A 23949-nucleotide genomic window follows, 5' to 3' on the forward strand; every position below is an offset into this window, starting at 1 on the left:
GAGATGGGGATCGGTGTCCCTCAAACGAGGGGCACCGGTTTCTCTGACATTAATTCAATAATTAAATGAAAGAGCTATGAATATGATATTTAAATTATTCAGTGCCGGTGCATTGATGTTTTTGGGAGTGGCATGTACTTCTTGTGAGAAGGAAAATGAGAACAATAAGGAATCGGATATTCCTATGGAGCAGGTTTCTTATAAGGCTTCCAATGAAATAATCGTTAATCCCGAACGAGGTTTTTATAAAGCGACTTCTTGTGAAATGGGAATTTCGGGAGCGTTGAGTGTATCTACGTTGAAAAATTATCGTGCGAATGGATATTCTTTGATATTCAGGTATTTCTATTTGAAAAATTTTAGAGATAAAGCTCTTACTGACGAAGCTCTTCAATTTTTCGATAAAGATATGGCGGCTATGCGGGAGGCCGGTGTAAAGTGTGTGTTACGTTTTGCTTATACTAGTTTGGAGACTGAGCCTGATGCACCGCTGTCTATTATTCAAACACATATCGACCAATTGAAACCCTATTTGGCAAAGAACGCCGATGTAATAGCTGTTTGGCAAGCGGGGTTTATAGGTTCTTGGGGAGAGTGGTATTATACGACCAATAACTTGAATACACCGTCGGCTCGTAAGGCTGTCCTCGATAAATTGCTTGAAGCATTGCCGGAGGAACGTGTTGTTCAAGTGCGCACGCCTCAATATAAGCAGGAATATCTCCGATTGAACGGGAAGCCTACCACGGCATTGACTGCGGCAAATGCTTATACCAATGGAATTGCCGCGCGTATTGGCCACCACAATGACTGTTTCATGGCCAGTGAGACCGATTATGGAACGTACCAAAATGTGACCGAAGATAAAAAATATTTAGGTCAGGAAGGTCTTTATTTGCCTATGGGTGGAGAGACTTGTCCTCCCGATGGGGTTTCTCCTGCCGATTGTAGTAAGGCTCAGGAAGAAATGCGTAACCTTCGTTGGTCTTATTTGAACAGCGATTATTATAAAGGCGTGAACGATCGTTGGATCGCTCAGGGCTGTATGGATAAAATTAAACGGGAGATGGGATATCGTTTTGTCCTTACTTCGGGCGGATATACGACTAATGTGACTCCGGGTCATTTACTGAAAGTCGTTTTGCGGGTGAAAAATGAAGGATATGCCGCTCCGTTTAATCCTCGGGCGGTAGAGTTGGCTTTGAGAAATGTATCGGACCAGACTACTTATGTTTTGCCTCTCGATGTCGACCCTCGTAAATGGAAACCCGATATGGAAAGCACTATCGAAATAGAAGCTGGATTGCCGACCGATATGCCGATTGGAGATTATGATATTTATCTGAATTTGCCGGATCCTATGGAAACATTGAGGGATAATCCCGATTATTCGATACAATTGGCGAATGAAGGCGTTTGGGAAGCTGAAACCGGATATAACAGTCTTTTAATGAGAATTAATGTAACTTCTGATGAGAAGACCGATATCTATAATGGAGATTTAGTATTTACGAAAAAATGAGTGATTCGTAAATGAAGTGATATAATTTATTAACCAAAAAAATTACTGTGATGAAAAAAACAATGAAGTATTTTATGTTTTTACTGGTAAGTACAATGGTTGTATTTACTTCTTGTAAAGACGATGATGAACCTAATGGAGGCGGCGGTACTGCTGGGAACTCTGCTATTTCAGAACTGGCGGTAACTCCGAATGCCGATGTAAAATATGGCGATGAGGTGACTTTGACGGCTAAATTTGCCGATGAAAAAGGTTTGCGTCAATATATGATTTCGGTAAGTAATGCCAATGGGGCGTTTTATGAAACGACAAAAATGCTTACCGGAAAAACGTATGACATGAATGAAAAGATAGCTCTTCCGTTACCTAAAAATGCAGTAGCCGGGGATTTGACTATTTCGGTTACGGTGAAAAATTCCAGCAATGAGTTGAGTACAGAAGAAGTTGGCATTAAAGGTGTGACGCTTCCGACATTCGATGCTCTTTATCTGGCCTTAGATAACAATTTGGTCTATACGATGGAAAAGGACGGAAATGTATTTTCCGTGGAAGATTTTATTCCGGCCGGTGCTACGGGCAAGATTTATGCCAATAGCAATAAAACCGGTATGTCGTGGGGTATGGAAGGAGACGAGATTATAGCTCTTGGAAAAGACAATATCGTATTCGGTGGCGAGGAAGAAGCCTATTTCAAAATTTCGTTTAATGCAGTTAGTTTCGAATTGACTTTGGGTAATGCTCAAAATTGGTCGCCGATTAGCGAATCGCTTTATATCTTCGGTACGATTTCCGGTCACTGGGACGATAACGATGCTCCCGACAATGGTATTTGGATAGAACGTTCGAAAACGAAGATGCAGGGATATCAAAATGGTAATCGCAAATATTGGGCATGGACTCCGCCGTCGGACGGTACGGGTAGCGTAGAAACCGATATGTGGGGCGCTATCGTTGCCGGACAATTTTATTTCAAAGAGGGAGGAAAAGATAATTTCTTGACATTCGCCAATCGTCAATTGACTTTGGGAGCAGAGGACAAGGCTGCCAGCTTCTCGATTACTTTGGGCGGAGCTTTCTCGATGAAAGTGTTTAAAGAAGGTGAAGAATATACCAAAGTAGAGTTGAGCGACGGTACTCGCACATTGGCTTATACGAACGAAGGTATTTATATTAACGGAGCATTGGCTCCTTCTGCCATATCTTTCTGTGGCTCTTCGTTGGCGTTGATCGATGGAGAGTACTTCTCGTACGAGGGATTGGCTCAGTTGACGAAAGACCAAACCGTAACGGCCGAGGGAGTCGATTTGTCTATGGCTTATTGTGATCACGACGTGTTTACCGGGGCCGGTAATCCTACTTGGAAGATGATTGCCCCGACAGGCGAATACTTGATACGTCTTGATGCTTTCTCGGGAACGGTTTACGTCATGAATAACGTGGGTTATCCCGATGTAATTTATATGGACGGCTGGTGTTGGAATAGATTTATGGGTATTGAACGTGGCTCTTGGAATGAAAAGACTCGTTTAACGTTGTATCGCACTTCGCCGACGGCGAATACCTATCAGGCAATAGCAACCATTTTGCCGTGGGGTGGTGACGTTTCGTTCTGGGCAGCTCCTTATACGGCAGAGGAATATGGTAAATACTGTATTTCTGCGAAATATTTTGACGGGGTGACTCCTGCTGGCGATAGTGGTTTGTTATTGCCTGTTCCGACAGAAGAAACTTACTATAAAATAGTTGTTGATTTGAAAGACGGATTTACTATCGACAAAGAAAATCTGGACGGTAATTATTACACGATTGTTCCGGCAAACGGTAAGAAATTTACGGTCACATTTACTCCTACAACATTATAATTACATAGCTTTTTCATTCCTTTATTGCGGAGCGGCAATCCCGCCGCTCCGCTTTTATTTTCTTAAATTCGATATATCATGATGAAAAAAATTATACATCTCTTTTTCCCGGTTATTATGCTTTCTCTTTTTTCTTGTCACGATACAGAAGCGAAACATGAAATGGAAGAACCGGATTTCGACGGCTTCGTAAAGATATCGTTGCAGTCGCAAATTACAGGAGTACAACCGATGACGGGTATCGTTTTGTGGGCAGATAACGCCAAGCGGAATACCGATGCCATCAGCCTTGAATATTCGTATATGCAATATACGGATATAGTGAAAGAAAAAGGCGTGTATGACTGGACTCCTCTCGAACAAATTCTCGATGCTGTCGCATCCCGAAAGCATCAAGCCATTATCCGATTTTGGTATACCTATCCGGGATATGAAAGCGCTGTGCCTCAATATATCCGCGAGTTGCCCGATTATGAAGAAACCGTGGCGTTGAGTGAGGGAAAACGGACCGGATTTCCCGACTGGCGGCATCCCGATTTACAACGGTTCCACAAAGAGTTTTATCAGAAGTTTGCAGAACGGTATGACAATGATCCGCGTTTGGCATTCCTTCAAACCGGTTTCGGCTTATGGGCTGAGTACCATATATACGATGGGCCGAGAATTATGGGACAGACATTTCCCTCCAAAGAATTTCAAGCCGAGTTTTTCAGGTTTATGAGCGAAACATTCAAGAGTACACCGTGGAGCGTTTCTATCGATGCCGCAAGTTCGGAATATACTCCTTTGGAAGCCGATGCTTCATTGAGAAATCTAAAATTCGGTGTGTTCGACGACTCGTTTATGCACGAGACGCACGACGAGTATAACGGCAAAAATTGGAAGATTTTGGGAGAAAAACGATATCAGACTTCGCCCGCAGGAGGTGAGTTCGGCTATTATACGAAATATGATCAGGAACATGTATTGGATTATCCCGACGGTATACATGGCCGGAATTTCGAAGGTGAGTCCAAACGGTTTCACATAACTTATATGATCGGGAATAACCAGCCTTCGTACCAGACAATGAATAGAATCAAACAAGCGAGTATGCTGTGCGGCTATCGTTATGAAATAACAGATGTGAGAGTGAAAGAGGACTCTACTTGTGTACAGATAAAGAATTCGGGAGTGGCTCCCATTTATTACGATGCCTACGTCGCAGTCAATGGAGTTCGTTCCGAGTCCAGCTTGAAAGACTTACAGCCGGGTCAGAGCCGTTGGGTAGGGATACCGGCCGGTAGTACCGATATGGAGATAACCATAGAATGCGATCGTTTGGTAAGCGGACAAAAAATCGAATTTGACGCCGATGTAAAAGGCGAATAATGAGGGTGAATGCCGGATAATGGCAATAACCGTTTATGCTTGCCGAGAGTTATACTTACTATTAATCCTTAATTTAATCCAAATGAAAAAGTTTTTATTGTTATCATTATTTTTGTCAGCTCTGTATGTAAGGGCGGCGGTTGTTCCGGTTTCGGGAACGGAAACTATTGCCGACGCTGTCTCTTCGGCAGTGGCAGGCGATATCATCGAGTTGTCCGAAGCTGTTACCTATGTAGGAAATGTCACGATAGATAAGTCCCTTACTCTACGTGCTGCCGAGGGGTTGGAGTCGGCTCCGATCATTCAAGGAAAGCTTTCGATAAAAGACGGGGCTACCATTCGGGGAATCGTTTTTGATGGAGCCTCCGAAGTTGCCGATGCGATTCGAATCGATGATACGGTCACCGGAGCTCCGGTGGTTATATCCGGTTGTACGGTACGTAATTATACCAATCGTTTTGTCTATGTTTCTTTGTCCGGTAAAATAGAATCGTTGACGATCGACGATTGTATATTTATAGGGGCAGACAACAGTACAACAAACAAAGCGATTTATGCTTCTAGCGCTCATACGCAGGTCGAAACTCTTTCCGTTACTAATTCTACATTCCTTAATTTTAATACAGGGAGCAATTATTTCTTCCGTATAAATTGTGGCGAAGAACTAGTCTTGATGCCGGTTGTATTGATCGACCATTGTACTTTCTATAACTGCTATGACCGTCGTGGCGTATATCTGTATAATGCAGGCCGTTCGACGATAAAAAATTGTATTTCGGCATTTTCGGAAAGAAGAGACGATACCAAGAGCTTTACGGCCTACGGAGATGAAAGCATTGTAAAGAACGTTATCTCCTATAACGTGGATTTGTATGGAAGTGCACCGAAAGAGAATATTATATCCAAGAATCCTCTGTTTGTAGATGCAGAGAATGGAAACTTCCAGCTGTACAAAGATTCTCCGGCTGTGGGAGCCGGTGATGACGGTAGCGATTTGGGCGACCCGCGCTGGGGCGTTTCTACTGAAAACGCACCGGTAGGCGAATTGCCTTATGAGTGTTTCAAAAAACCATACAGTATGTCCCCGACAACCCATTCGGTGCGTATTCTTTGGCAGACGTTGGATGCTAATCCGTCTGGTACGGTTTATTATGGGAAAACACCCGATTTGGGACAAAAGGTCACAGCCGAGACTGGTTGGAATGTGGACGGCGAGGGATTTGTACACGTTATCGAATTGACGGGACTCGAACCTTTTACAGAATATTATTATCAGGTGGGGGACGAAAGTCGTCGTTATGAAACGATTTGTACGGCGAAAACAGCCCCAGAGAAAGGAACCGATTTCCGTTTGGTCGCGTTCAGCGATGTACATGATAACGATGAAAAGATTTGGCAGAACTCAGCCCCGATTATGTTGGGTGTCGATCCCGATATGTGGATTACTATCGGCGATTTGGTAAATAAAGGCGATATGCGCACTTGGAACTCGGCATTTTTTATTCCCGGAGAATCCATGCTTACAGCGAAGACTCTTACTTCCGTTATCGGTAATCATGAAACGATGGATAAATCCGATGAAAACGGCCCTACTACTTATTACGATTATTTTTCTGTCCCATCTCATGGATATATCGATACCGATGAACGGATAGACCCGAGAGGAGAGTCCTATTTCGCTATGGACTACGGCGATGTGAAAATTATCGGTTGTAACTGGAATGAAGGTAAAGACGATCCTTCGTTTGCCACTGGTTCGAAACAGTTGACTTGGTTGGACGAGCAATTAACGAATGCCGATTCGAAATGGATATTTATTTTTGCGCATGTCAATGTCTATTCAACCAGTTATCATGGGCAGTGGTCGGCCAGCCAAAAGGAATATATAGCGCCGTTGTTGGAGAAACACGCATTGGCGGGTAAGCATATTCTTGTCTTTGGTGGTGACGAACATAATTTCGAGCATCTGTATAAAGCGGGCGTGCACTATCTTCGTCCGGGTGCGATGAACGGGAGCAACCGGGATCAATATAACATGGTGGATAAACCGTATAGTTTGATGTTTAATAAGATTGCCGGATTCTCTACGATCGATGTGTCGGAGAATGGTGAAAAGGTCAAATTGATTGCTCGCGACAGAGACGGGAATGAATTTTATTCGTATGAATTTACTCGTTCGGGAGGTTTAAAGCCGAGTTTATATATTACGGAACCGAACGGAAATAACGACCCGGTGACCGATAGTTTTAAAATCAAATGGTCCTGTTTCGATCCTCAGGGTACGGCAAAAATCAATTTGTATTATTCTTTGGACAGTATTAATGGAACTTCTATTGTAACAGGGTTATCCAGCGATGTACAGGCAATAGACTCGTACGATTGGAATGTACGCAATTTACAACCGAAAGGAGATTATTGGATTTATGGAACTATCGACGATGGAGTGAATACTCCCGTAAGGGCTTATGCCAAAGGTAAGGTGTCGGTTCTATGGGATACTACGCCTCCTCCTGCACCGAGTGAATTTACAGGAAATTTTGTCGATGGGAGAATTACGCTTTCTTGGAAAAATCCGGTTTATGAAATACCGGTGAATATCACGGTGGACGATTTCGAAAATGGAATAACTTCGGTCGAAGGTGTAGGCGATAGCGGTGGTAGAGGGTCTCTTGAAGAGGTAGACGGTTATGAGGGAAAGGCTCTTCAAATGACTTATGATATCGACAAGGCTTGGGGTGAATATGCGGCGGTTCTCGCTTTTGAAAAGGCACGAGATTTTTCCGATTCTCCTTATTTGGAGTTTTGGTATAAGGGAGATGGGTCGAGCCGGACATTGCGTCTTATTGTAAAAGAAGATAACGACTTGGACGGTAATGCCGATGACTGGTGGTATAACGAAACATTGCCGTTGAATTCGACCGAATGGAAAAAAGCGAAAATAGATATTCGCACTTTCCAAGCGTTCGATTGGCATCCGAATACGAGTAAGAAATGTGATGCTTTGCGAGTGATCTCGTTGGATTTTGTCGTTCCCAGTAGTACACCGTGCAGCGGTGGAGTGTTGGCTCTCGACGATATTGCTATGACAGGACTTATTAATCCGGCTCCCGATTTTGAGGCGACGACTATTGTCCTCCGTAATGACCGGTTCGCTGCTGATGAAACGGACGGCGAGGTTGTTTATGATGGAGATGGCGAGAGCTATACGGATTCCGAGTTAGAAAAAGCGACTTACTATTATGCTGCTTTTTCGCGCGATGATTTGGAAAACTATTCGGAATTTACCGAGGCGGCTACTTGGAAATATACGGTGACGACGGGTGTTGACGGTAATAAGAGAGTAGATTTTACGGTTGCTCCCAATCCAGTTCGCGAATATGTAACCGTAACTTTTCCCGGAGATAGCGTATCGGAACTCTCGGTCATAAATTCACAAGGGGAAATTGTTATGAGAGAAAAACTTAAAGAATCGGTTACTTCTTTGCCTGTTGAGGGGTTGTCCCCCGGAATTTATTTGGTTTCCGTGAAATCGTCGGGGCAGATATATAATCGGAAAATTGTCGTGGAGTAGTGTTAATAAGAAATGAAGTCCGGCAGAAAAATCGAGAATCGGTTTCTGCCGGACTTTTTTATTTTGAATGACGTAATGAAGTTTTTCCCAACTTTTAAATCGTTACAATGATAGTCTGGTTAGAGATGTAATTACGAAAATCAACGGTATAGACCGAAGTTGGGGTCTTCATTACAATAGTTTATACGCTGTTGAATCCACGCTTTGAGCTTATCGAAGTTTTCTCGGAAGTCGAAAGAGCTTTCGCTTAATCTCCAATCCACGCTGTAATCGGCAGGCCAAAGCACTCCGTTCTCTTTGGCCGAAGGTTCTATGAGGGTAGCGTATTCTTCCATATAGGCTTTCAATTCGGGATAACCATCTTTGACAAAAGCATTCCACTTTTGTTGATATAGCGTGCGTATCTCTTCATTGCTCAGCAAGGCTTTGATGAAAGTGTAGCCGCCACAGTCTCCGTTGTTGTCGACCATAGGAGTATTGGCAGGAGCACCTTCTCTTCCGTCGAATGTAAATGCCCAGTCGAAGTCCCATACCGGGCCGAATTTGTAGACTCCATCGAGTGAATCTTTATAAAGTTTGAAACTCTTGGGATGCCTCATTTCATGATTGGAAGATAGAGAATTGACCATGAAGAAATTAACGACCGATTCAATGTCGATATATTCTTTTAAACTACCTGTCGAGGGAGTTGTCATCACGGCGGTGAGCATGGCTGAGAAATCGTTCTTCCATGTATCGAAATATTCATCGGCCGTGAGTCCGAGGGCAGGAGCTATTTCGGTCAGATCCGGGTCGGAAATCATTACGGGTAGGGTTCGGGTATTGTTATACCCGTTTTGAACTGCGGTATGAGAATAGAGATCGTAAGCGAATTTGTAATCTTCGTCGTAGTTCGAGTCTATTTCGAATAACATTCCTTTTTCTTCGTCGATATCGACGCTGCCACTGCCGATTCCTGTTTTTTCGGTGAGCATATACTGGCCTTTGCAGATGCCGTTGAAATAAACTTTTACCGGTACGCAATGGTTCGCAAAAGGCATTTCGAGGTAATTGGCAAGCCAAAGAGCTACGGTATTGCGCATAAGAGAGCAGTCGATGTAGTTGGCTATCAACGCGAATGATTTTGCTTTCTTCATGCCGCAGACCTCTGTTTTCTTATCCATTTTGAAACGATAGGGTTTCTTTTTCATATTCCACGTGGAGTTACCTCGACCGCGAAATATAACTTCTTGTTCGGGCAGGTCGTCGTACATTCCGTTTCCGTCCATGCGCAGTATGGCCGGATGTTCGTCACTCTTGCTGCCGGTAAGTTCCGTCCACTCGGGGTGATCGGTTAGATTCACGTGAAATTCGGGAATCCCTGTGGAACGGACTACAACACTGTCGATAGCTTCTATATTGATAGTGGTCGTATTACCTTTGGCATCGGTTACTTGCATTTTGTCGTAACCCGAGGAGGGTGATCCCTGATAGGTTATTTCTTGTACGTTGTTGAACGTATTGATTTGCTTGTCGTTGCGGAACACGTGGAAATGTTCGTGTTGAGCCATTGCAGAACCGCTTATGAGAACGGCTGCGGTGAGAAGTAGAATTTTTTTCATTTTGCAACCGCTATTTTAAGTGTGTTTTTATTATAAGTCAATACATATATGCCTTTGGGCAGTTCGGAGATAGAGAACTCGTAATCGCCCTCGGCACGACTACTTTTAACTATTCGTCCGTCGATGGAACAAAGAGTGACCGTGGAACCCTCGGGTAAGTTACTGAGAATGATTCTGTCGGAGTTGAGTATGCAATTTGTTCCGCTTGCGGTCGGCGATTCTATTCCGGTCCACACGTCGTCGCTGCCTGCACTTGTAGAGAATGTCCAGTTTTTTATGTCGATGACAGGCAGGACTATGTCGCCTTTGGTGCAAGTGATTACTAGATTCCCTTCGGCAACCGCTGTTTTCATATCGTCTTCGATGGTTACTTTCATTTCGGAGCCATCTGATTGGTTGACGATAATGCTCTTGTAAGAGGCTGCCGGAAGATGATGTGGTATTATGGCAAAGAGACCCAAAAGAAGAGGTATTACAATCTTTTTCATGGTAAATTAAATTTGTTTAATAAATTTAGTTACAAAGCTACATGTTTTAATCATGTTAATCAAGAGATTTTTTTGAATTTATATTCAAAAAAACAATATATTATGTCTTGGTTTATCGAATAGCTCTGTAAATTTTTTATTGAATGCAGAGTTATCCCGTAGCCGATGTTGAAACTGACTTTGTCCCGATATTACTATCGGTTAGTATATTCAAAATAACCTCTGTGTTTCTCCATTTGAGGGAATGGAAGTGTTGACGATTATGGTCGAAGGATAGAGATTAAGGTAGTTGGAAAAAAATAAAAAATGAAATCCGGCAGAAAAATCAAGAAAAGACTTCTGCCGGATTTTTGTTATTGCAAATAAGGTAATAAAACGTCTTTCCAGACTAGATAACCATCTCCGAGCAGATGCAGTCCGTCATTCGTATATTGGGGATCGAGTACGGTCGTTCCCGGAGTCGTCAGATGTGGAAACAGATCGATGTATGTATATTTCTCTATCGGGGCAAGCTCTTCTAATTGCTGGTTTATTTCAATAATTTGGGGCGTTTTTCCCACAATTGTTTTGAATCGTTCGAAAGAGTCGTTCGTGGGTAACAAACTTTGTATGTAAAGTTGTGTGGAAGGGGTTTCTTTCTTAATCTTTCGAATGATTTGGGTTATGTTCTTAACGATGCTGTCGGTTGATAAATGATGTGCGATGTCGTTGATACCGATCATCAGGAATATTTTTGCCGGTTTCCCTTTGATAATCGGGTCGAGACGATCGTAAACCCCCATTGAAACGTCCGAACTTATTCCTCTGTTTTTGATATTGGGGTTATTGAATAACTCGTGCCATTCGCAACCGTTCGTGATACTGTTTCCTAAAAATACGATATCGTCGCTGTCGATAGGTAACTTCTCGAATAATGTGGAGCGTTGGTAATAAAACTGATTATATTGGTATGCTTCTTGTGCCGACAGGCTCATTACGCATATCGATAGCCCTAAAAGGATAAAAAACGGTTTCATAAATTCGATGTGTTTATGAGTTTGAATTTTCTGCGTGGTAGGCATCGACTGCTTTTTTCACAGAACCGTGCAGAAGCAATAATCGTTTGGCTTGGTCATAGTCCATGCCCAGTTCTTCCGACACCATACGAGTGCCCCTGTCTACTAGTTTTTGGTTGGAGAGCTGCATATTTACCATACGGTTACCTTTGACCCGTCCCAATTGTATCATGACAGATGTTGTTATCATGTTGAGAATCATTTTTTGCCCGGTTCCCGATTTCATGCGGGAACTCCCCGTAACGTATTCAGGTCCGACAATCATTTCGATCGCCACGTCGGCCTCTTTCGATATGGGGGAATCGGGATTACTCGATATGGACCCGGTGAGAATACCGTGCTCTCTTGCCGCATGTAGAGCTCCGATAACATAAGGGGTTGTACCCGATGCCGCGATTCCTATCACCGTGTCTTTTTCGTTGATGTTATGCTCTTTCAGTTCTTCCCAGCCGCGGTTCATGTCGTCTTCGGCGTTTTCGACCGGATTACGTAAAGCTGTATCGCCGCCGGCGATTAGTCCGATGACCAATGTCGGGGGCATACCGAATGTCGGGGGAATTTCCGAAGCGTCGAGTACTCCGAGACGTCCGCTGGTTCCGGCTCCCATATAGAAAATGCGTCCGCCTTGTTTCATGCGGGGAACGATTTGAGATACCAATTTTTCTATTTGAGGAATCGCTTTTTTCACGGCCAAAGCGACTTTCTGGTCTTCGGTATTGATATCTTGCAATATTTCCAATACCGATTTTTTTTCGAGGTTGTCGTAAAGAGACGGTTGTTCGGTTATTTTTACGAATGCCATAATATGCGTTTTTATAAAGTTGAATGAAATTCGACGAGTCCTTCCATAGGACTTTTTATGATTGTTCCCAATTCTATTTGCAGGGCAAGGGCGGCTTCTTCCAAAACTTCTTTGTAATAGTATGCGATAGACCCGATGAAATGTACTTTTACATTTTTGTAGTCATATTGCATGACATTACGGGTGAAGAAGTTTTTGAATCCGTTCAGAACGATTCTGTGGATACAAGGCTCTTCGATATTTTCGATGAGGAACGGCGATACCGATGCCAAAAAACGATTGGGGAAAGGCTTCTTGTATACGTTATCCAAAATTTCTTTTGGCGTGAGATTGAAGCGGTTGAAAAATTTTTCTTTTAGTTCGGGAGTCAGTTGGTTTTTCAAACAGTCGCCGACCAATAATTTTCCCAAAACAGCGCCGCTGCCTTCGTCGCCCAAGATATATCCCAATGGGGATATGTTGTTTACGATCTCTTTGCCATCGTAATAACAAGAGTTCGATCCGGTCCCCATGATACAGGCGATACCCGCTTTATGTCCACAAAGGCTGCGGGCAGCTGCTAACAAGTCGCTCCCGACTTCGATAGTTACCGGTATGTGCCTATAAATGGCATTGTGGACAATCTCATTCTTTTCTGGAAAGGCACAACCTGCCCCATAGAAATAAACGGCATCTATTTTCACTCCGTCCAAATGGGGCATGAGTTTATCTTTTACCACTTGGCTTATTTCCTCTTCTGTCTGAAAAAACGGATTGGTTCCCTCCGTTGTGATTCTTTTAACCTGTTTTCCGTGGTTTACTACGCACCAATCGGTTTTGGTAGAACCACTGTCTGCAATAATAATCATATCTTTATATATATTTTCTTTTTATACAAAACATACCCTATAATCCAGTTTACACCGATAAATAAAAGAGCGAATATAAGCGATGCAAAAGTTTCGTCTTTGAATAGAGGAACGAGCCATTCGTTGTAAATCATTCCTTTCAAAGTCATACTCGCTCCTCCGTAAGTAACGTAAATACTACCGATGAGGATGCTTAACACAGCTCCCAATACGTACATGAATAAGGGATTGATACCGAATGCTTCGAAAAATCGACTCCATTTTTTGTATCCTTTGATGTCTATGATCCAGATGAGCAAAGCCAATGAGCTGGCTGCTAATCCGCATGTGGTGAGAACAAATGTAGGAGACCATATTTTTTTGCTGATAGGACAACCGTATTCGAGAAGTAATCCGGCAAAAGTGAGTATCGTTCCTGCAATGAAAAGATTCTGCATGCGTACGGCGTTATCTTTTGTACGCATGATGAGTCCTCCGCAAAATATGCCGACAAGTACGTGGCATATCGACGGTATCGTACTGAGCAACCCCTCGGGGTCGAGAGCGAGCCCGTTATCGTGATACATGTGGTTGCTTCCTAAAATAGCTCTGTCGACTACCGAGATGATGTTATCTTCGGAAAATTCGAACCCTTTTCCTGTTATCAGTATGACGAAATAGGCAATCAACGTGACCGATACGATGTGGGGTATATATTTATGTTTGACAATCAAGGCGATAAATGCGGCTGCTCCGTAGCAAATCGCTAAACGGGGCATGACTCCCAAAATTCGGATATGGTCGAAATTCCACATAGAGCGGCCCAATCGTTCGAAAAAGGATAGAGACTCTCCCCCCAGTTGATGATAGGTACGCATGGTTAATCCGAACCAAGCGATAGCCAATCCGATAGCGAAGATAACAATCGTGCGGCGTATGATTTTCCACGCTACCGCTCCCGATAGTCGGAAGTCGAATTTTCTCAACGACATATAAGTCGATATTCCCATGATGAACATGAAGAACGGAAAAACGAGGTCGGTGGGAGTCAGACCTATCCATTCGGCATGGCCGAGCGGTGCATAGATATGTCCCCACGAACCGGGATTATTTACCATAATCATTCCGGCGATGGTGATACCTCTCAGTATATCGAGAGAAAGAAGCCTTTTATTAGGCGGGTTGTTCATGGCATTTATTTTTTGAAGTTGTACATTTATCCACTAAATAAACGATAGAAATATAAGGTATTCCTGCATTGGTCGTCAGTCCTATTTCGCAAGTGCGGCTATTGGAATAACCGGTTTTTACTCCTGCTTTTTCTATTTGAGGTTTTAGCTTTCTGAGAGCATAGGCGTTGACCTCGGGATAAGTGAATCCCCTGTCACCGGCGAACCCGCAGCAACCTACTTCCTCGGGAACAATTACTTTTGTAGAACATAAACGAGCCAAATCGACGAGCATGTTTCCCAAATTCATTTTTCTCATCGAGCAAGTGATATGAACGGCGATTGGTTCGTCGATAGGAGAAAAAACGAGTTTGTCTTTCAGGAAAGTATATATGAACTCTACCGGTTCATATAGTTTTACTTGGGTCATGACCTCGCGCATACGGTGCAGACAGGGACTTTGGTCGCAGAGTACAGGATATTTTCCTCCGTTGCTGGCTTTGTATAGCGCAGCTTCCAATTCGGCCGATTTTCGGTCGGCAATGTCCATCATACCTTTGCTTTCCCAGATTGTTCCGCAACAGAGATTCTTCATGTTTTCGGGAAAGATGACTTCATATCCGGCTTTTTGCAGCAAGGCGACAGTCTTGTCGATCAGAGGCGTTTGGTCGGGTGAATCTTTCGCCGTACCCATAGTTTGATTGATACAGCTTGGGAAATAGACCACTTTCAGAGATTCTTCGTGCTGTTGTATTCGATGAGGATAATAGGGTTTGGGCATAGATGGTGTCCACAATGGAACACCTATTTGGTGAAGACCTTGCCCAATAGAGCTCATGACTTTGTCGCCCAACATATTGTGGGCCATGTTCGCCAAGTAAAGAACAGGTCTGAGAGCCGATTTCGTTTCGGCAAAATGATTGGCGACGAAATCGCCGGTTTTGTATCCAATGCTTTTTTCGGGTAAATTCGCTTGTCTGATATCGTGCGTTAAATCGCCTACATTGATTCCCATCGGGCAAGACATGGAACAAAGTCCGTCTCCCGCACAGGTTGCGTTTCCTAAATATTTGTATTGTTTCTGCAATGTTTTCAGCCGTTCCGAACTTTCCGTATCGGATAGTTTTTTGAGCCGGGAAATTTCCCGTTGAATGACGATACGTTGACGGGAAGAAAGAGAGAATCCACAAGTCAGGCAATTCACTTCACAGAATCCGCACTCTATGCACTTGTCTACGTGAGCGTTTGTCAGAGGCATAGGTTTGAAGTGTTTTAAATGGCAATGTGGGTCTTCGTTGAAAATGACACCGGGATTGAGTAATCCTTTCGGATCGAACAACTCTTTGACGGCTTTCATGAATCCATAGGCCCTTTCTCCCCATTCGTATTTGACGAATGGAGCCATATTCCGTCCGGTTCCGTGTTCTGCTTTCAGCGAACCGTCGTACTTGTCCACCACCAATGTTTTTACTTCGTCCATCAGTTTTTCATATCGGGCGACTTGTTCGGGAGAGTCGAACGACTGGCTGATGATAAAGTGGAAGTTTCCCTCTAACGCATGTCCGTAAATACAAGCGTCGTGATATTCATTCGTTACCAATAACTCTTGTAAATCGGCGGTCGCTTCTGGCAGCTCTTTCAATGGAAACGCTACGTCTTCGATCAAAACGGTCGTACCCGGCCGGCGAGTTCCTCCTACCGATGGGAAAATACCCGAACGGATAGCCCAGTATTTCGAATATTCTTCGGGTTTGTCCGTAAAGTGAATAGGAGTAACGGTTTCGAATGGAGAAAGTATCTTTTTTATTTCTTCGATATTGGCTTGTAGTTCTTCGGGAGTATCGGCCTTCGTTTCGGTCAAAACTGCTGTAAGACCCGTTCCGGTCGTGTCGTTGACCGAAGCCAAAGACTTTTTGTCGAGCAGCTCTGCACTGAATACGGGACCGGGTTTCATGGCAACGACCGCTCGACAGGCATCCTTTATGTTCGAAAAGTAAAGCATGGCACTCGCCGAATAGGGATAGTCATGCTCGGTTTTCATCGTAACTTCCGATAAGAAAGCGAGCGTACCCTCTGACCCCACCATGAGGTGGGCGATAATATCGAATGGGTCGTCATATATCACAAAAGGTAATAAATTCAACCCGGTGACATTTTTGATGGAATATTTTTTGCGGATACGGTCACTCAGTTCGTTGTCGTTTCGTATTTCGTCTCTTATCTCGATGATTTTGTTCAAGAACGGGGTGTGTTTTCTTTCGAATGTCGTTCGACTTTCCGGGTCGCCGGTGTTCAACCGAGTACCGTCGGCAAGCACGATTTTCGCCGAAAGCAATTCTTTGTCGCTGTTGGCGTGTGTACCGCAGTTCATACCGGATGCATTGTTCATGACGATTCCGCCCACCATAGCCGATTTTACCGATGCAGGATCGGGTGCGAATTTACGACCGTGGGGTTTTAATATTTCATTGACACGTGCCCCGATAATACCGGGTTGGAGTGTAATGCGTTCGAAATCTTCCGAGATGGAATATTTTTCCCAATTTTTCCCGGCTACGATAAGTATAGAATCGCTTATGCTTTGACCTGAGAGTGAAGTTCCTGCCGCTCGAAATGTGACAGGCAGTGTATATTTGTCGGCCAAAGCGAGGAGCCGGGAAACTTCATTTTCGTCTTTTGCCCGAATGACTATTTTCGGGATTAGTCGATAGAATCCGGCATCGGTTCCCCAAGCCAACAAACGAAGTTCATCGGTATATATCCGATCTTTCGGGATAAATTTCCCGATTTCTTTCAGATAAGCGTTATACTTTTGTTCTTTCATCTCGGTACGTTAAACAATTTGTTCTTTATTTATAGAGATAATATTTTCGAGATAGTTTTTTGAAATCTTCGACGTCTTTATACCAATAGTCCTTGATGTCGTCGAAATGGTAATTTTTTGAAAATCTTTCTCTTATTTGGTTACTTCCGCATACCTTGTCGAACATGTCGAATCGGCTTTCATTTTCTTTGCAAAATGCGGGTTTATCGGGATACAAGGCGGCCAATTCTTGCATGATGTAGAATTGAACTTCGGAAAGTCGAGCTTTTTTATAATCCAAAATATGTACTTGTACTCCTTGTAAATGTTCCCCTTTTCCGAAAGCGTAGAAAGGCTTCAAATGCATGGGGCGGAATTTAATACCCGGCAGGTTCAAATTATTCATGCGGTCGGCGAGCTTATCGGCATCTATCCATTCTGCTGCGAACATTTGGAACGGTATGGTATATCCCACTCCGATGGAGAGGTAGGGCAGCTCTCCCACGATTCCCGACAGGGGGTAGAAGTATGCCGAATGGGGATGCGGAATATGTGGTGAGGAGGGTATCCATTGCAAACCTGTTTTAGTATAGTCCATGCTTCGTTTCCAATGCTTCATGGGGACGACTGTAAGTTTGCAGTCTTTGGCAAGCATGTGTTCTCCCACCAACATTCGGGCAAGCTCTCCGCAAGTAAGTCCGTAAATGTATGGTATTTTGAATTGGCTTACGAAAGAGATGTAACCGTCTTCCACGAGATTCCCTTCCACTTTCTCTCCTCCGATGGGGTTGGGTCGGTCGAGTACGATAAATTCGATTCCGTTTTCAGCGGCCGCTTCCATAGCCACGCCCATAGTACTGATGTAAGTAAAGGAGCGACAACCTATATCTTGTATGTCGTAGACAAGCACATCAATACCTTGTAACATTTCGGGTGTCGGTTTTCTGGTTTTCCCATATAGCGAATATACCGGTAATCCGGTCGATGGGTCTGTGGAATTTTCTACCTTATCGCCGGCATGCACGTCGCCGCGCACGCCGTGTTCGGGCCCGTACAGGGCCACCAAATTGACGTTAGGAGCTTCGAACAGAATATCGATAGTAGATTTCAACGAATTATCAACCCCTGTCGGGTTGGTAATCAAGCCTACTCTTTTCCCTTCTAATATTTTGAAATTATCTTTTTTCAGAACTTCGATACCCGTCATTGTTTTTTGTGCGCTCAGTCCTCCTGTAAGACTTGTAATCAAACACAAAATTATATACTTTTTTAATTTCATAGACTTTATTTTTTATATTATTTTGTTTCTGTCTCTTTTTCTTCTGTCTCTTTTTTCCCGTAATTGGGATCTATTTTTATGAATGCACATACTGCAATAGTCGCTGCACAACAGATCATTACCCAATAGAAGAAGTGTTTATATCCTATGAGTTCTTGCAGCCAGCCGGCAGCCATGCCGGGTAACATCATACCTAAGGCCATGAATGCCGTGCAAATGGCATAGTGGGCCGTTTTATGTTCCCCGTCGGAGAAGTAAATCAAATACAGCATATAAGCTGTGAATCCAAATCCATAACCGAATTGTTCGATAAAAACGCAGAGGTTGATGACGAACAGGCTATCGGGTTGGTAATAGCTGAGATAAACGAATGTAGCGCAGGTGAGGGAAATACTCCAAGCCATAGGCCAAAGCCATTTTTTGAGTCCACCTTTTGCCGCTACGATTCCACCGATGATTCCACCGATCGTCAAACCTAAAATCCCGATAGTACCATATACTAAACCGACTTGTCCCGTTGTCAGTCCTAATCCCCCTAATTCTTTGGGGTCGAGCAAGAACGGGTTGATAAGTTTTACCAACTGGGCTTCGGGCAATCGGTATAGTAGCATGAACAGGACAGCCACCCATACTTGTTTTTTCTGGAAGAATGTGACAAACGTGGCAAAGAACTCTTTGAAAATGTTCGAGGCGGTTGCTTCACATACAGCTTTGTCTGATTTCGGTTTAGGTAAAATGTACTTGTGATACAAGCATATAGCGATAAAGAATCCGGCGAGGACAAAGAATGTGATTGACCATGCCAGCGAGATATTTCCCGATGTGGATTCGAACGAAGCATTCGATGCTTCTTTTAATTTCGGGTCTATTTGTACCGCGATATAAGCCGGCTTATCCCAATTCTCTTCGGTAAATTCCAAACGGTCGCCTTGCGTGAGATAGATACTTTGGTCTCCGCTTTTGTGCACTGTATTTAAAACGACCTTTTCTTCTTTTTCGGGCTTTTGGGAGAGGCAAACTTTTATAACGCCCATATTCCCGGTGAGCTTGTGTTCGGTTCTTTCTCTTTTTTCACCGAATGTCTCTTTGATAAAGGTGTTTATTTTTTCGCCTATTCCGCTACTGTTTTCATCTTTTGTTTGCGATGGGTTTTTCGCCTCTGCGAGGACAAATCCGTTCGCAATGTTTTGGCATTTTACCCATGCGTTGATAGAGTCTACTGCATGGGGATCGGCCGTTGTTCCTATTTCGAGGGTGGAGGGTGATGCGACGAAGTGCATTTCTTCATTGTTTGCGTCGATGATGTAGTCGGTGGAGGGAAGAACTATTTCGTTGGCATATTCCGGACCGGCCTTTATTTCGAGGTTCAACGGAGTGAGGCCTGTATTCGATTCGAGCAATCCGGCGAGAATCACCAGCAGACCTTGTCCGGCTATGGTCGCGACTCTGTAAAAGGTGCTGCGGATACCCACGTACATCGCTTGGTCGTGGGTATCGAGAGCCAACATATAAAATCCGTCGGCTGCTATGTCGTGGGTGGCAGAACTGAATGCGACCAACCAGAAAATGGCGAGTGTTATTTGAAAGAAATGCGGGGCAGGAATGGTGAATGCGATACCTGCCAGTCCGGCGCCTACCAACATCTGCATAGTGACTACCCACCATCGTTTGGTTTTCAGTAAATCGATGAATGGACTCCAAAACGGTTTGATTACCCACGGCAGATAAAGCCAACTGGTATATAACGCTATGTCGGTGTTCGATATGCCTAATCTTTTATACATGATGACCGATATGGTCATAACGGCTACATAGGGTAATCCCTGTGCAAAGTAAAGAGTAGGGATCCACGCCCAGGGTGATGTTTTCTTTTGAGGGTTCATGGTGTGTATTTTAATATAGTTTTTCTATGTTCGCACCTACGAAATAGTGTAGCAGTATTTCGCGATAAGGATAGCCTTGTTCGCCCATGACGGCGGCTCCGATCTGGCAGAGTCCTACGCCATGTCCCCAGCCGGCTCCGTGTATGACGAACCGTTGGGGTATTCCGTTCTGTATATCTTCTCGCTCTACGACGAAGGCCGAGCTGTATAAATGAGACGGAGATAGTACACGGCGAATTTCCAGCTCTTTCCCGATAATAAGGGTTTGTTTGCTACCTTGTATCTGTAACCGTACCAATCTGCCCGACGTTCCTCGTTCTATGGGTTTTAGGTCGATGATTTCACCGAAATCGATTCCGGATTTTTCATGAATGAGGTGAGCCAGCTCGCTTTGGGAGTAAACAACGGACCATCGATAGAAATCGGTCGTTTCCTGATCGTAATTGTTGAGAACCTGCGAGAGTATCTTTTTGTCGGTCGTATTACAGAAGGCTGTGGGGGAGGTGTATATCCATTGCCGGGCGGTGTCTTCGTTCTTCAAGTCGGGAAAATCTTTTTCATTTTTGTCGTCCCGTAGAGCCGTCAGGTAGGGGGGATTTATGTTTTCCCAGCAAGAGGAAAATTCTTCCACGACGCCTCCGCAGCATTTTGAAAAGCGGGCATCGCATATTTCGTCATCGTATGTGAGAACTTCTCCGTGCGTAGCTTGTATGGCTTGTGCGACAACTTCGGTACAGGCCCGAGTGATGCCTTGATAGCGTTGACAATGATCGTCGGCACATACGTCGAAGTTGATATGGTCTTCCCGGTCATACCAGTGAATCAGTTCTTTGTCGGTACGAATCAACGAGTCGGGTTTCTTTCCGGCTAACTCTTTGTTTTTTCGTATTTGGGCCAACAACCAACTCCGAGAAATGACGGCGTGCGATTTCAATAGTTCGAGCGAGGCGGTCGCACTCATTTCGGAAGATATGACACTAAGTAGATAGTCTTCTACGCTCAAAGCGTTTATAGCTGTGATAAGTCCGTTTTCCACTATCAGGTTCAGATTACCTTTGAAAGTTTGGTCTTCTTTCCTTTCCCAATGAAATTTTACTCCGATAGTCACCTCTTTGAGACAAAACGAATAGTCTTCTTTTTCGGGAGTGAAAACGATTCGGGTATAGCGGTTTCCGTTCCAGAAGATCTGTTTCCCGTCCGTATGAGCCTCATGCTCTCCTGAGACTGGAACGCCATTTGCCAGATACGTCCCGTTGAAGACGAAACGTATTTGTCGTTCTGACATGATTCCTACGGTAACTTGTGGCTCTTTCATGAATATTTATTTAAGTTTTTCTATTATTTCGTACATCTTTTCCCGGTCGAGGCAGACTTCTGAAAGTATTTTTTCGAGATGTTCAGCGTCGATTTTCCTAAAATCTTTTTCGAGAGGGGTGATGAACACACCTCCCATATCGACCGAGGCGGGGCTGAGCAAGATATTTTCGTCGCCTTCGGCGAAATAACACGACGGTCGATGCTGGGCTCTCGGGAAAATACAAGAGCTCCATTTACCATCTTCATACCATGTGAGTATGTTCATCATGGGTTCCGGTTCGCCCTCTTTTAGTTCGAGTGCGTTATAGAGCTTCACAAAGAGCTTTTCGGCGGTTTCTTCCGATTCCGCTTCGATAAGGAAGAAGGGACAGATATAATCCTCGACTTGACTTAGACGAGCCGATTTTTCGGTTCGTATGGGAATGCGCCTATACTTTTTCAACTCCTTTTCGAGAGGTAGAAATCCTTTGTTACCGGCTTGGAAATGAGCATGGTCTGGGGCCGATGCTCCGCATTTGGGGCCGTTGTAGAACAGTACGTAATGTTCGGCAGCATGAGCCAAACGAAGCATGTCTCCAAATCTCTTTTCGATAAGTTGCGGTAGGTGCTCGTTTACCGGAATGGTAAAGTGTTCCGGGAATATAGGGAAAGGATTAATCAACCATGTATAGCTGCCATCGGGTAATCCTTCTTGCACTTCCGGACGGTTTTCGGCACACAAAAAACATTTGCGCTCTTTCAGCGATTGAGTATCCACTTTGGCTGCCGAAGATACGATACGGGCCGGGTTGAATTGTATCTTGACCGTACAACCTTCTACCGTTAGTTCTTTAACCTGTACCGCTTCCAATGCTTTGTAATTGTCACGCGCCGATTCCCATACGGAGAGTTGGTCGGTCAGTAATTGTTTGGCTTGTTCCGATGTAACTTTCATTTGCATTATTTTTTGTTCATGGCGATGCGGGCTTGTAATTCCCATGTACGAATACGATCTTTATATAAATTGTTGGCGTTCATCTTTTCGATACTCAGTGAAGCGTCGGAGTTGTCGTCCCAACGGCGACACAAATAAACTACTTCGTAAACGCGCCCTATTTGGTAATGGCGCGAGATGTTCAAACCGAGGGCATAGTCTTCGCCATAACTCGTATTGGGAACCTTCACTTGACGGAGCAGTGGCGTGTAGAAGGCTCTGGGTGCGCCTAATCCGTTAATGCGGAGTGCATTGTTCCGTCCGTTCTCGGGAGTCCACTCTTTGTGGTCGATGATACCCGGAGCAATCATGTTCATATTGAAATCGGTCATCATGTAAGTTCCTACGACCATACCGCAGTTTTGGGCATAGAATGCATCGATCATGGTTTGCAGGGTATTTTCGTTGTTGTATACATCGTCGCTGTCTAATTGTACGGCAAATTTCCCGCATTTGGAATGATGTACGCCCATGTTCCAGCAACCGCCTATACCTAAGTCATTTCGTTCGGGAATAAGATGGATTACTCTTTCGTCGCCGGCAAAGCGATCGATAGCCTCCGAGGTTCCATCGGTCGAGTGGTTGTCGATAATAATCAGATTGAATTTGAAGTTCGTTTTTTGTTTCAAGACCGAGTCGATGGCATCGGCAATGGTGCGTACACGGTTCCGTACGGGAATGATTACCGAAGCCTCGTATTCGAAATTGTCGGCGTTGAATTCGATCTTTTCGAATACCGGTTCGAGATAACCGCCTATTTCTTTCAAGTGTTCAGTACATGCGGCTTCCATTTCTATTTGTACGCCCCGGTTTTTGGGATTTACATAATCGAATATTTTCTCTCCGCTTTTTCGGGTATCGTTTTCGACTTCGGAGTAGAGATATTCGTTAATGTGTACTAACGATGTTTTTTGAGATAATTTCAGACGGAGGTCGTATAATCCGGCAAATTGGAAATCGGTTTTCATGCGGGCAACTGCATCTTTGAGTGCTTCGGCGTTGAATAACAGCAGGGAACCGAAATTAAAATCGTCTCGCAAACTGCCGAACTGATAGTCGATGACCGGGGCTTTCTTCTGTTCTCCGTCGATTACATGGTAGGAATCGGCATATACCATACCGGCTTGGCTGTCTTCGGCGATGTGAACCATACGTTCGAGTGCGAAGTATCCTAACTCTAATGTGGTGTGTTTCGTATAAAGCAATGTGAAATCGGCATCGCTGTACGCTGCCAAAAGTTTCATAGTGGTCGAGGCGTTAAGCGACGGAATGTCCAATATTTCACAACCTTCTATTTGTTCTTTGCTTTTTTCCGAAGATAGCAAATATATGTTCTTCACATATTCGCAGTTGCGTAATCCTTTGATGGTTTCGGTAACTTGAACTTTACCAGAAAAAGGTATGAAACAGTTTATTGTTTTCATAG

15 protein-coding genes and 2 pseudogenes are annotated in these 23949 nt (G+C 44.0%); 4 read left to right on the forward strand and 13 right to left on the reverse strand.

Translation table 11 applies throughout. The features are described from left to right. Positions 1-82: 82 nt before the first annotated feature. From QVD32_RS03570 to QVD32_RS03585, 4 genes are all read left to right on the forward strand, one after another. Positions 83-1522, forward strand: a complete 1440-nt coding sequence (locus QVD32_RS03570; RefSeq protein ID WP_287710146.1) for a DUF4832 domain-containing protein — start codon at positions 83-85, stop codon at positions 1520-1522. A gap of 50 nt (positions 1523-1572) precedes the next feature. Beyond that, the gene (locus tag QVD32_RS03575; RefSeq protein WP_118687387.1) at positions 1573-3384 is read left to right on the forward strand and encodes a hypothetical protein; all 1812 of its coding nucleotides are present in this window, start codon (positions 1573-1575) and stop codon (positions 3382-3384) included. A 78-nt stretch (positions 3385-3462) separates the two neighbouring features. Beyond that, entirely contained in the window at positions 3463-4755 is a 1293-nt protein-coding gene (locus QVD32_RS03580) for a DUF4832 domain-containing protein (protein WP_021891836.1), read from the forward strand. Between the two features lie 82 nt (positions 4756-4837). Further along, positions 4838-8326, forward strand: coding sequence for a T9SS type A sorting domain-containing protein (locus QVD32_RS03585; protein ID WP_195242088.1), 3489 nt, complete (start codon positions 4838-4840; stop codon positions 8324-8326). A gap of 140 nt (positions 8327-8466) precedes the next feature. Here QVD32_RS03585 and QVD32_RS03590 read toward each other — a convergent pair whose 3' ends face one another. The 13 genes and pseudogenes from QVD32_RS03590 to QVD32_RS03645 all read right to left on the reverse strand — a co-directional run bounded on the left by QVD32_RS03590 (position 8467) and on the right by QVD32_RS03645 (position 23947). After that, the gene (locus tag QVD32_RS03590) at positions 8467-9927 is read right to left on the reverse strand and encodes a CotH kinase family protein (protein ID WP_021891833.1); all 1461 of its coding nucleotides are present in this window, start codon (positions 9925-9927) and stop codon (positions 8467-8469) included. Next, complete coding sequence (locus tag QVD32_RS03595) at positions 9924-10415, reverse strand: T9SS type A sorting domain-containing protein (RefSeq protein WP_021891832.1); 492 nt, start codon at positions 10413-10415, stop codon at positions 9924-9926. The genes QVD32_RS03590 and QVD32_RS03595 overlap by 4 nt, the downstream gene beginning before the upstream one ends. 353 nt (positions 10416-10768) lie before the next feature. Next, the gene (locus QVD32_RS03600) at positions 10769-11431 is read right to left on the reverse strand and encodes a GDSL-type esterase/lipase family protein (protein ID WP_021891831.1); all 663 of its coding nucleotides are present in this window, start codon (positions 11429-11431) and stop codon (positions 10769-10771) included. A gap of 13 nt (positions 11432-11444) precedes the next feature. Next, on the reverse strand, positions 11445-12272 hold the full coding sequence (gene murQ / locus QVD32_RS03605) for an N-acetylmuramic acid 6-phosphate etherase (protein WP_021891830.1): 828 nt from the start codon (positions 12270-12272) through the stop codon (positions 11445-11447). An 11-nt stretch (positions 12273-12283) separates the two neighbouring features. Then, positions 12284-13120 carry a BadF/BadG/BcrA/BcrD ATPase family protein gene (locus QVD32_RS03610; RefSeq protein ID WP_008861355.1) on the reverse strand — a complete coding sequence of 279 codons (837 nt, stop codon included), beginning with the start codon at positions 13118-13120 and terminating at the stop codon, positions 12284-12286. Next, positions 13117-14289 (reverse strand): acyltransferase family protein, encoded by a 1173-nt coding sequence (locus QVD32_RS03615; RefSeq protein ID WP_021891829.1) that lies wholly within the window; start codon positions 14287-14289, stop codon positions 13117-13119. The genes QVD32_RS03610 and QVD32_RS03615 overlap by 4 nt, the downstream gene beginning before the upstream one ends. Then, positions 14273-17092, reverse strand: a complete 2820-nt coding sequence (locus QVD32_RS03620) for an FAD-binding and (Fe-S)-binding domain-containing protein (protein WP_021891828.1) — start codon at positions 17090-17092, stop codon at positions 14273-14275. Before QVD32_RS03620 ends, QVD32_RS03615 begins: the two co-directional genes overlap by 17 nt. 25 nt (positions 17093-17117) lie before the next feature. Beyond that, on the reverse strand, positions 17118-18350 hold the full coding sequence (locus tag QVD32_RS03625) for an exo-beta-N-acetylmuramidase NamZ family protein (protein WP_021891827.1): 1233 nt from the start codon (positions 18348-18350) through the stop codon (positions 17118-17120). Between the two features lie 17 nt (positions 18351-18367). Further along, positions 18368-19162: pseudogene (locus tag QVD32_RS13255) on the reverse strand (MFS transporter); the annotation flags it as partial. A gap of 567 nt (positions 19163-19729) precedes the next feature. Then, a pseudogene (locus QVD32_RS13260) lies at positions 19730-20233 on the reverse strand (MFS transporter); the annotation flags it as partial. A gap of 10 nt (positions 20234-20243) precedes the next feature. Next, positions 20244-21548: a SpoIID/LytB domain-containing protein gene (locus QVD32_RS03635; RefSeq protein WP_021891825.1), complete on the reverse strand. Its 1305-nt coding sequence runs from the start codon at positions 21546-21548 to the stop codon at positions 20244-20246. Between the two features lie 6 nt (positions 21549-21554). Then, positions 21555-22484, reverse strand: coding sequence for a DUF4922 domain-containing protein (locus QVD32_RS03640; protein WP_046411266.1), 930 nt, complete (start codon positions 22482-22484; stop codon positions 21555-21557). 5 nt (positions 22485-22489) lie between these two features. Continuing rightward, positions 22490-23947, reverse strand: a complete 1458-nt coding sequence (locus QVD32_RS03645) for a glycosyltransferase family 2 protein (RefSeq protein ID WP_021891823.1) — start codon at positions 23945-23947, stop codon at positions 22490-22492. Between the last annotated feature and the right edge of the window lie 2 nt (positions 23948-23949).

It is taken from the genome of Barnesiella sp., assembly GCF_022723415.1.
Lineage (GTDB): Bacteria > Bacteroidota > Bacteroidia > Bacteroidales > Barnesiellaceae > Barnesiella > Barnesiella intestinihominis.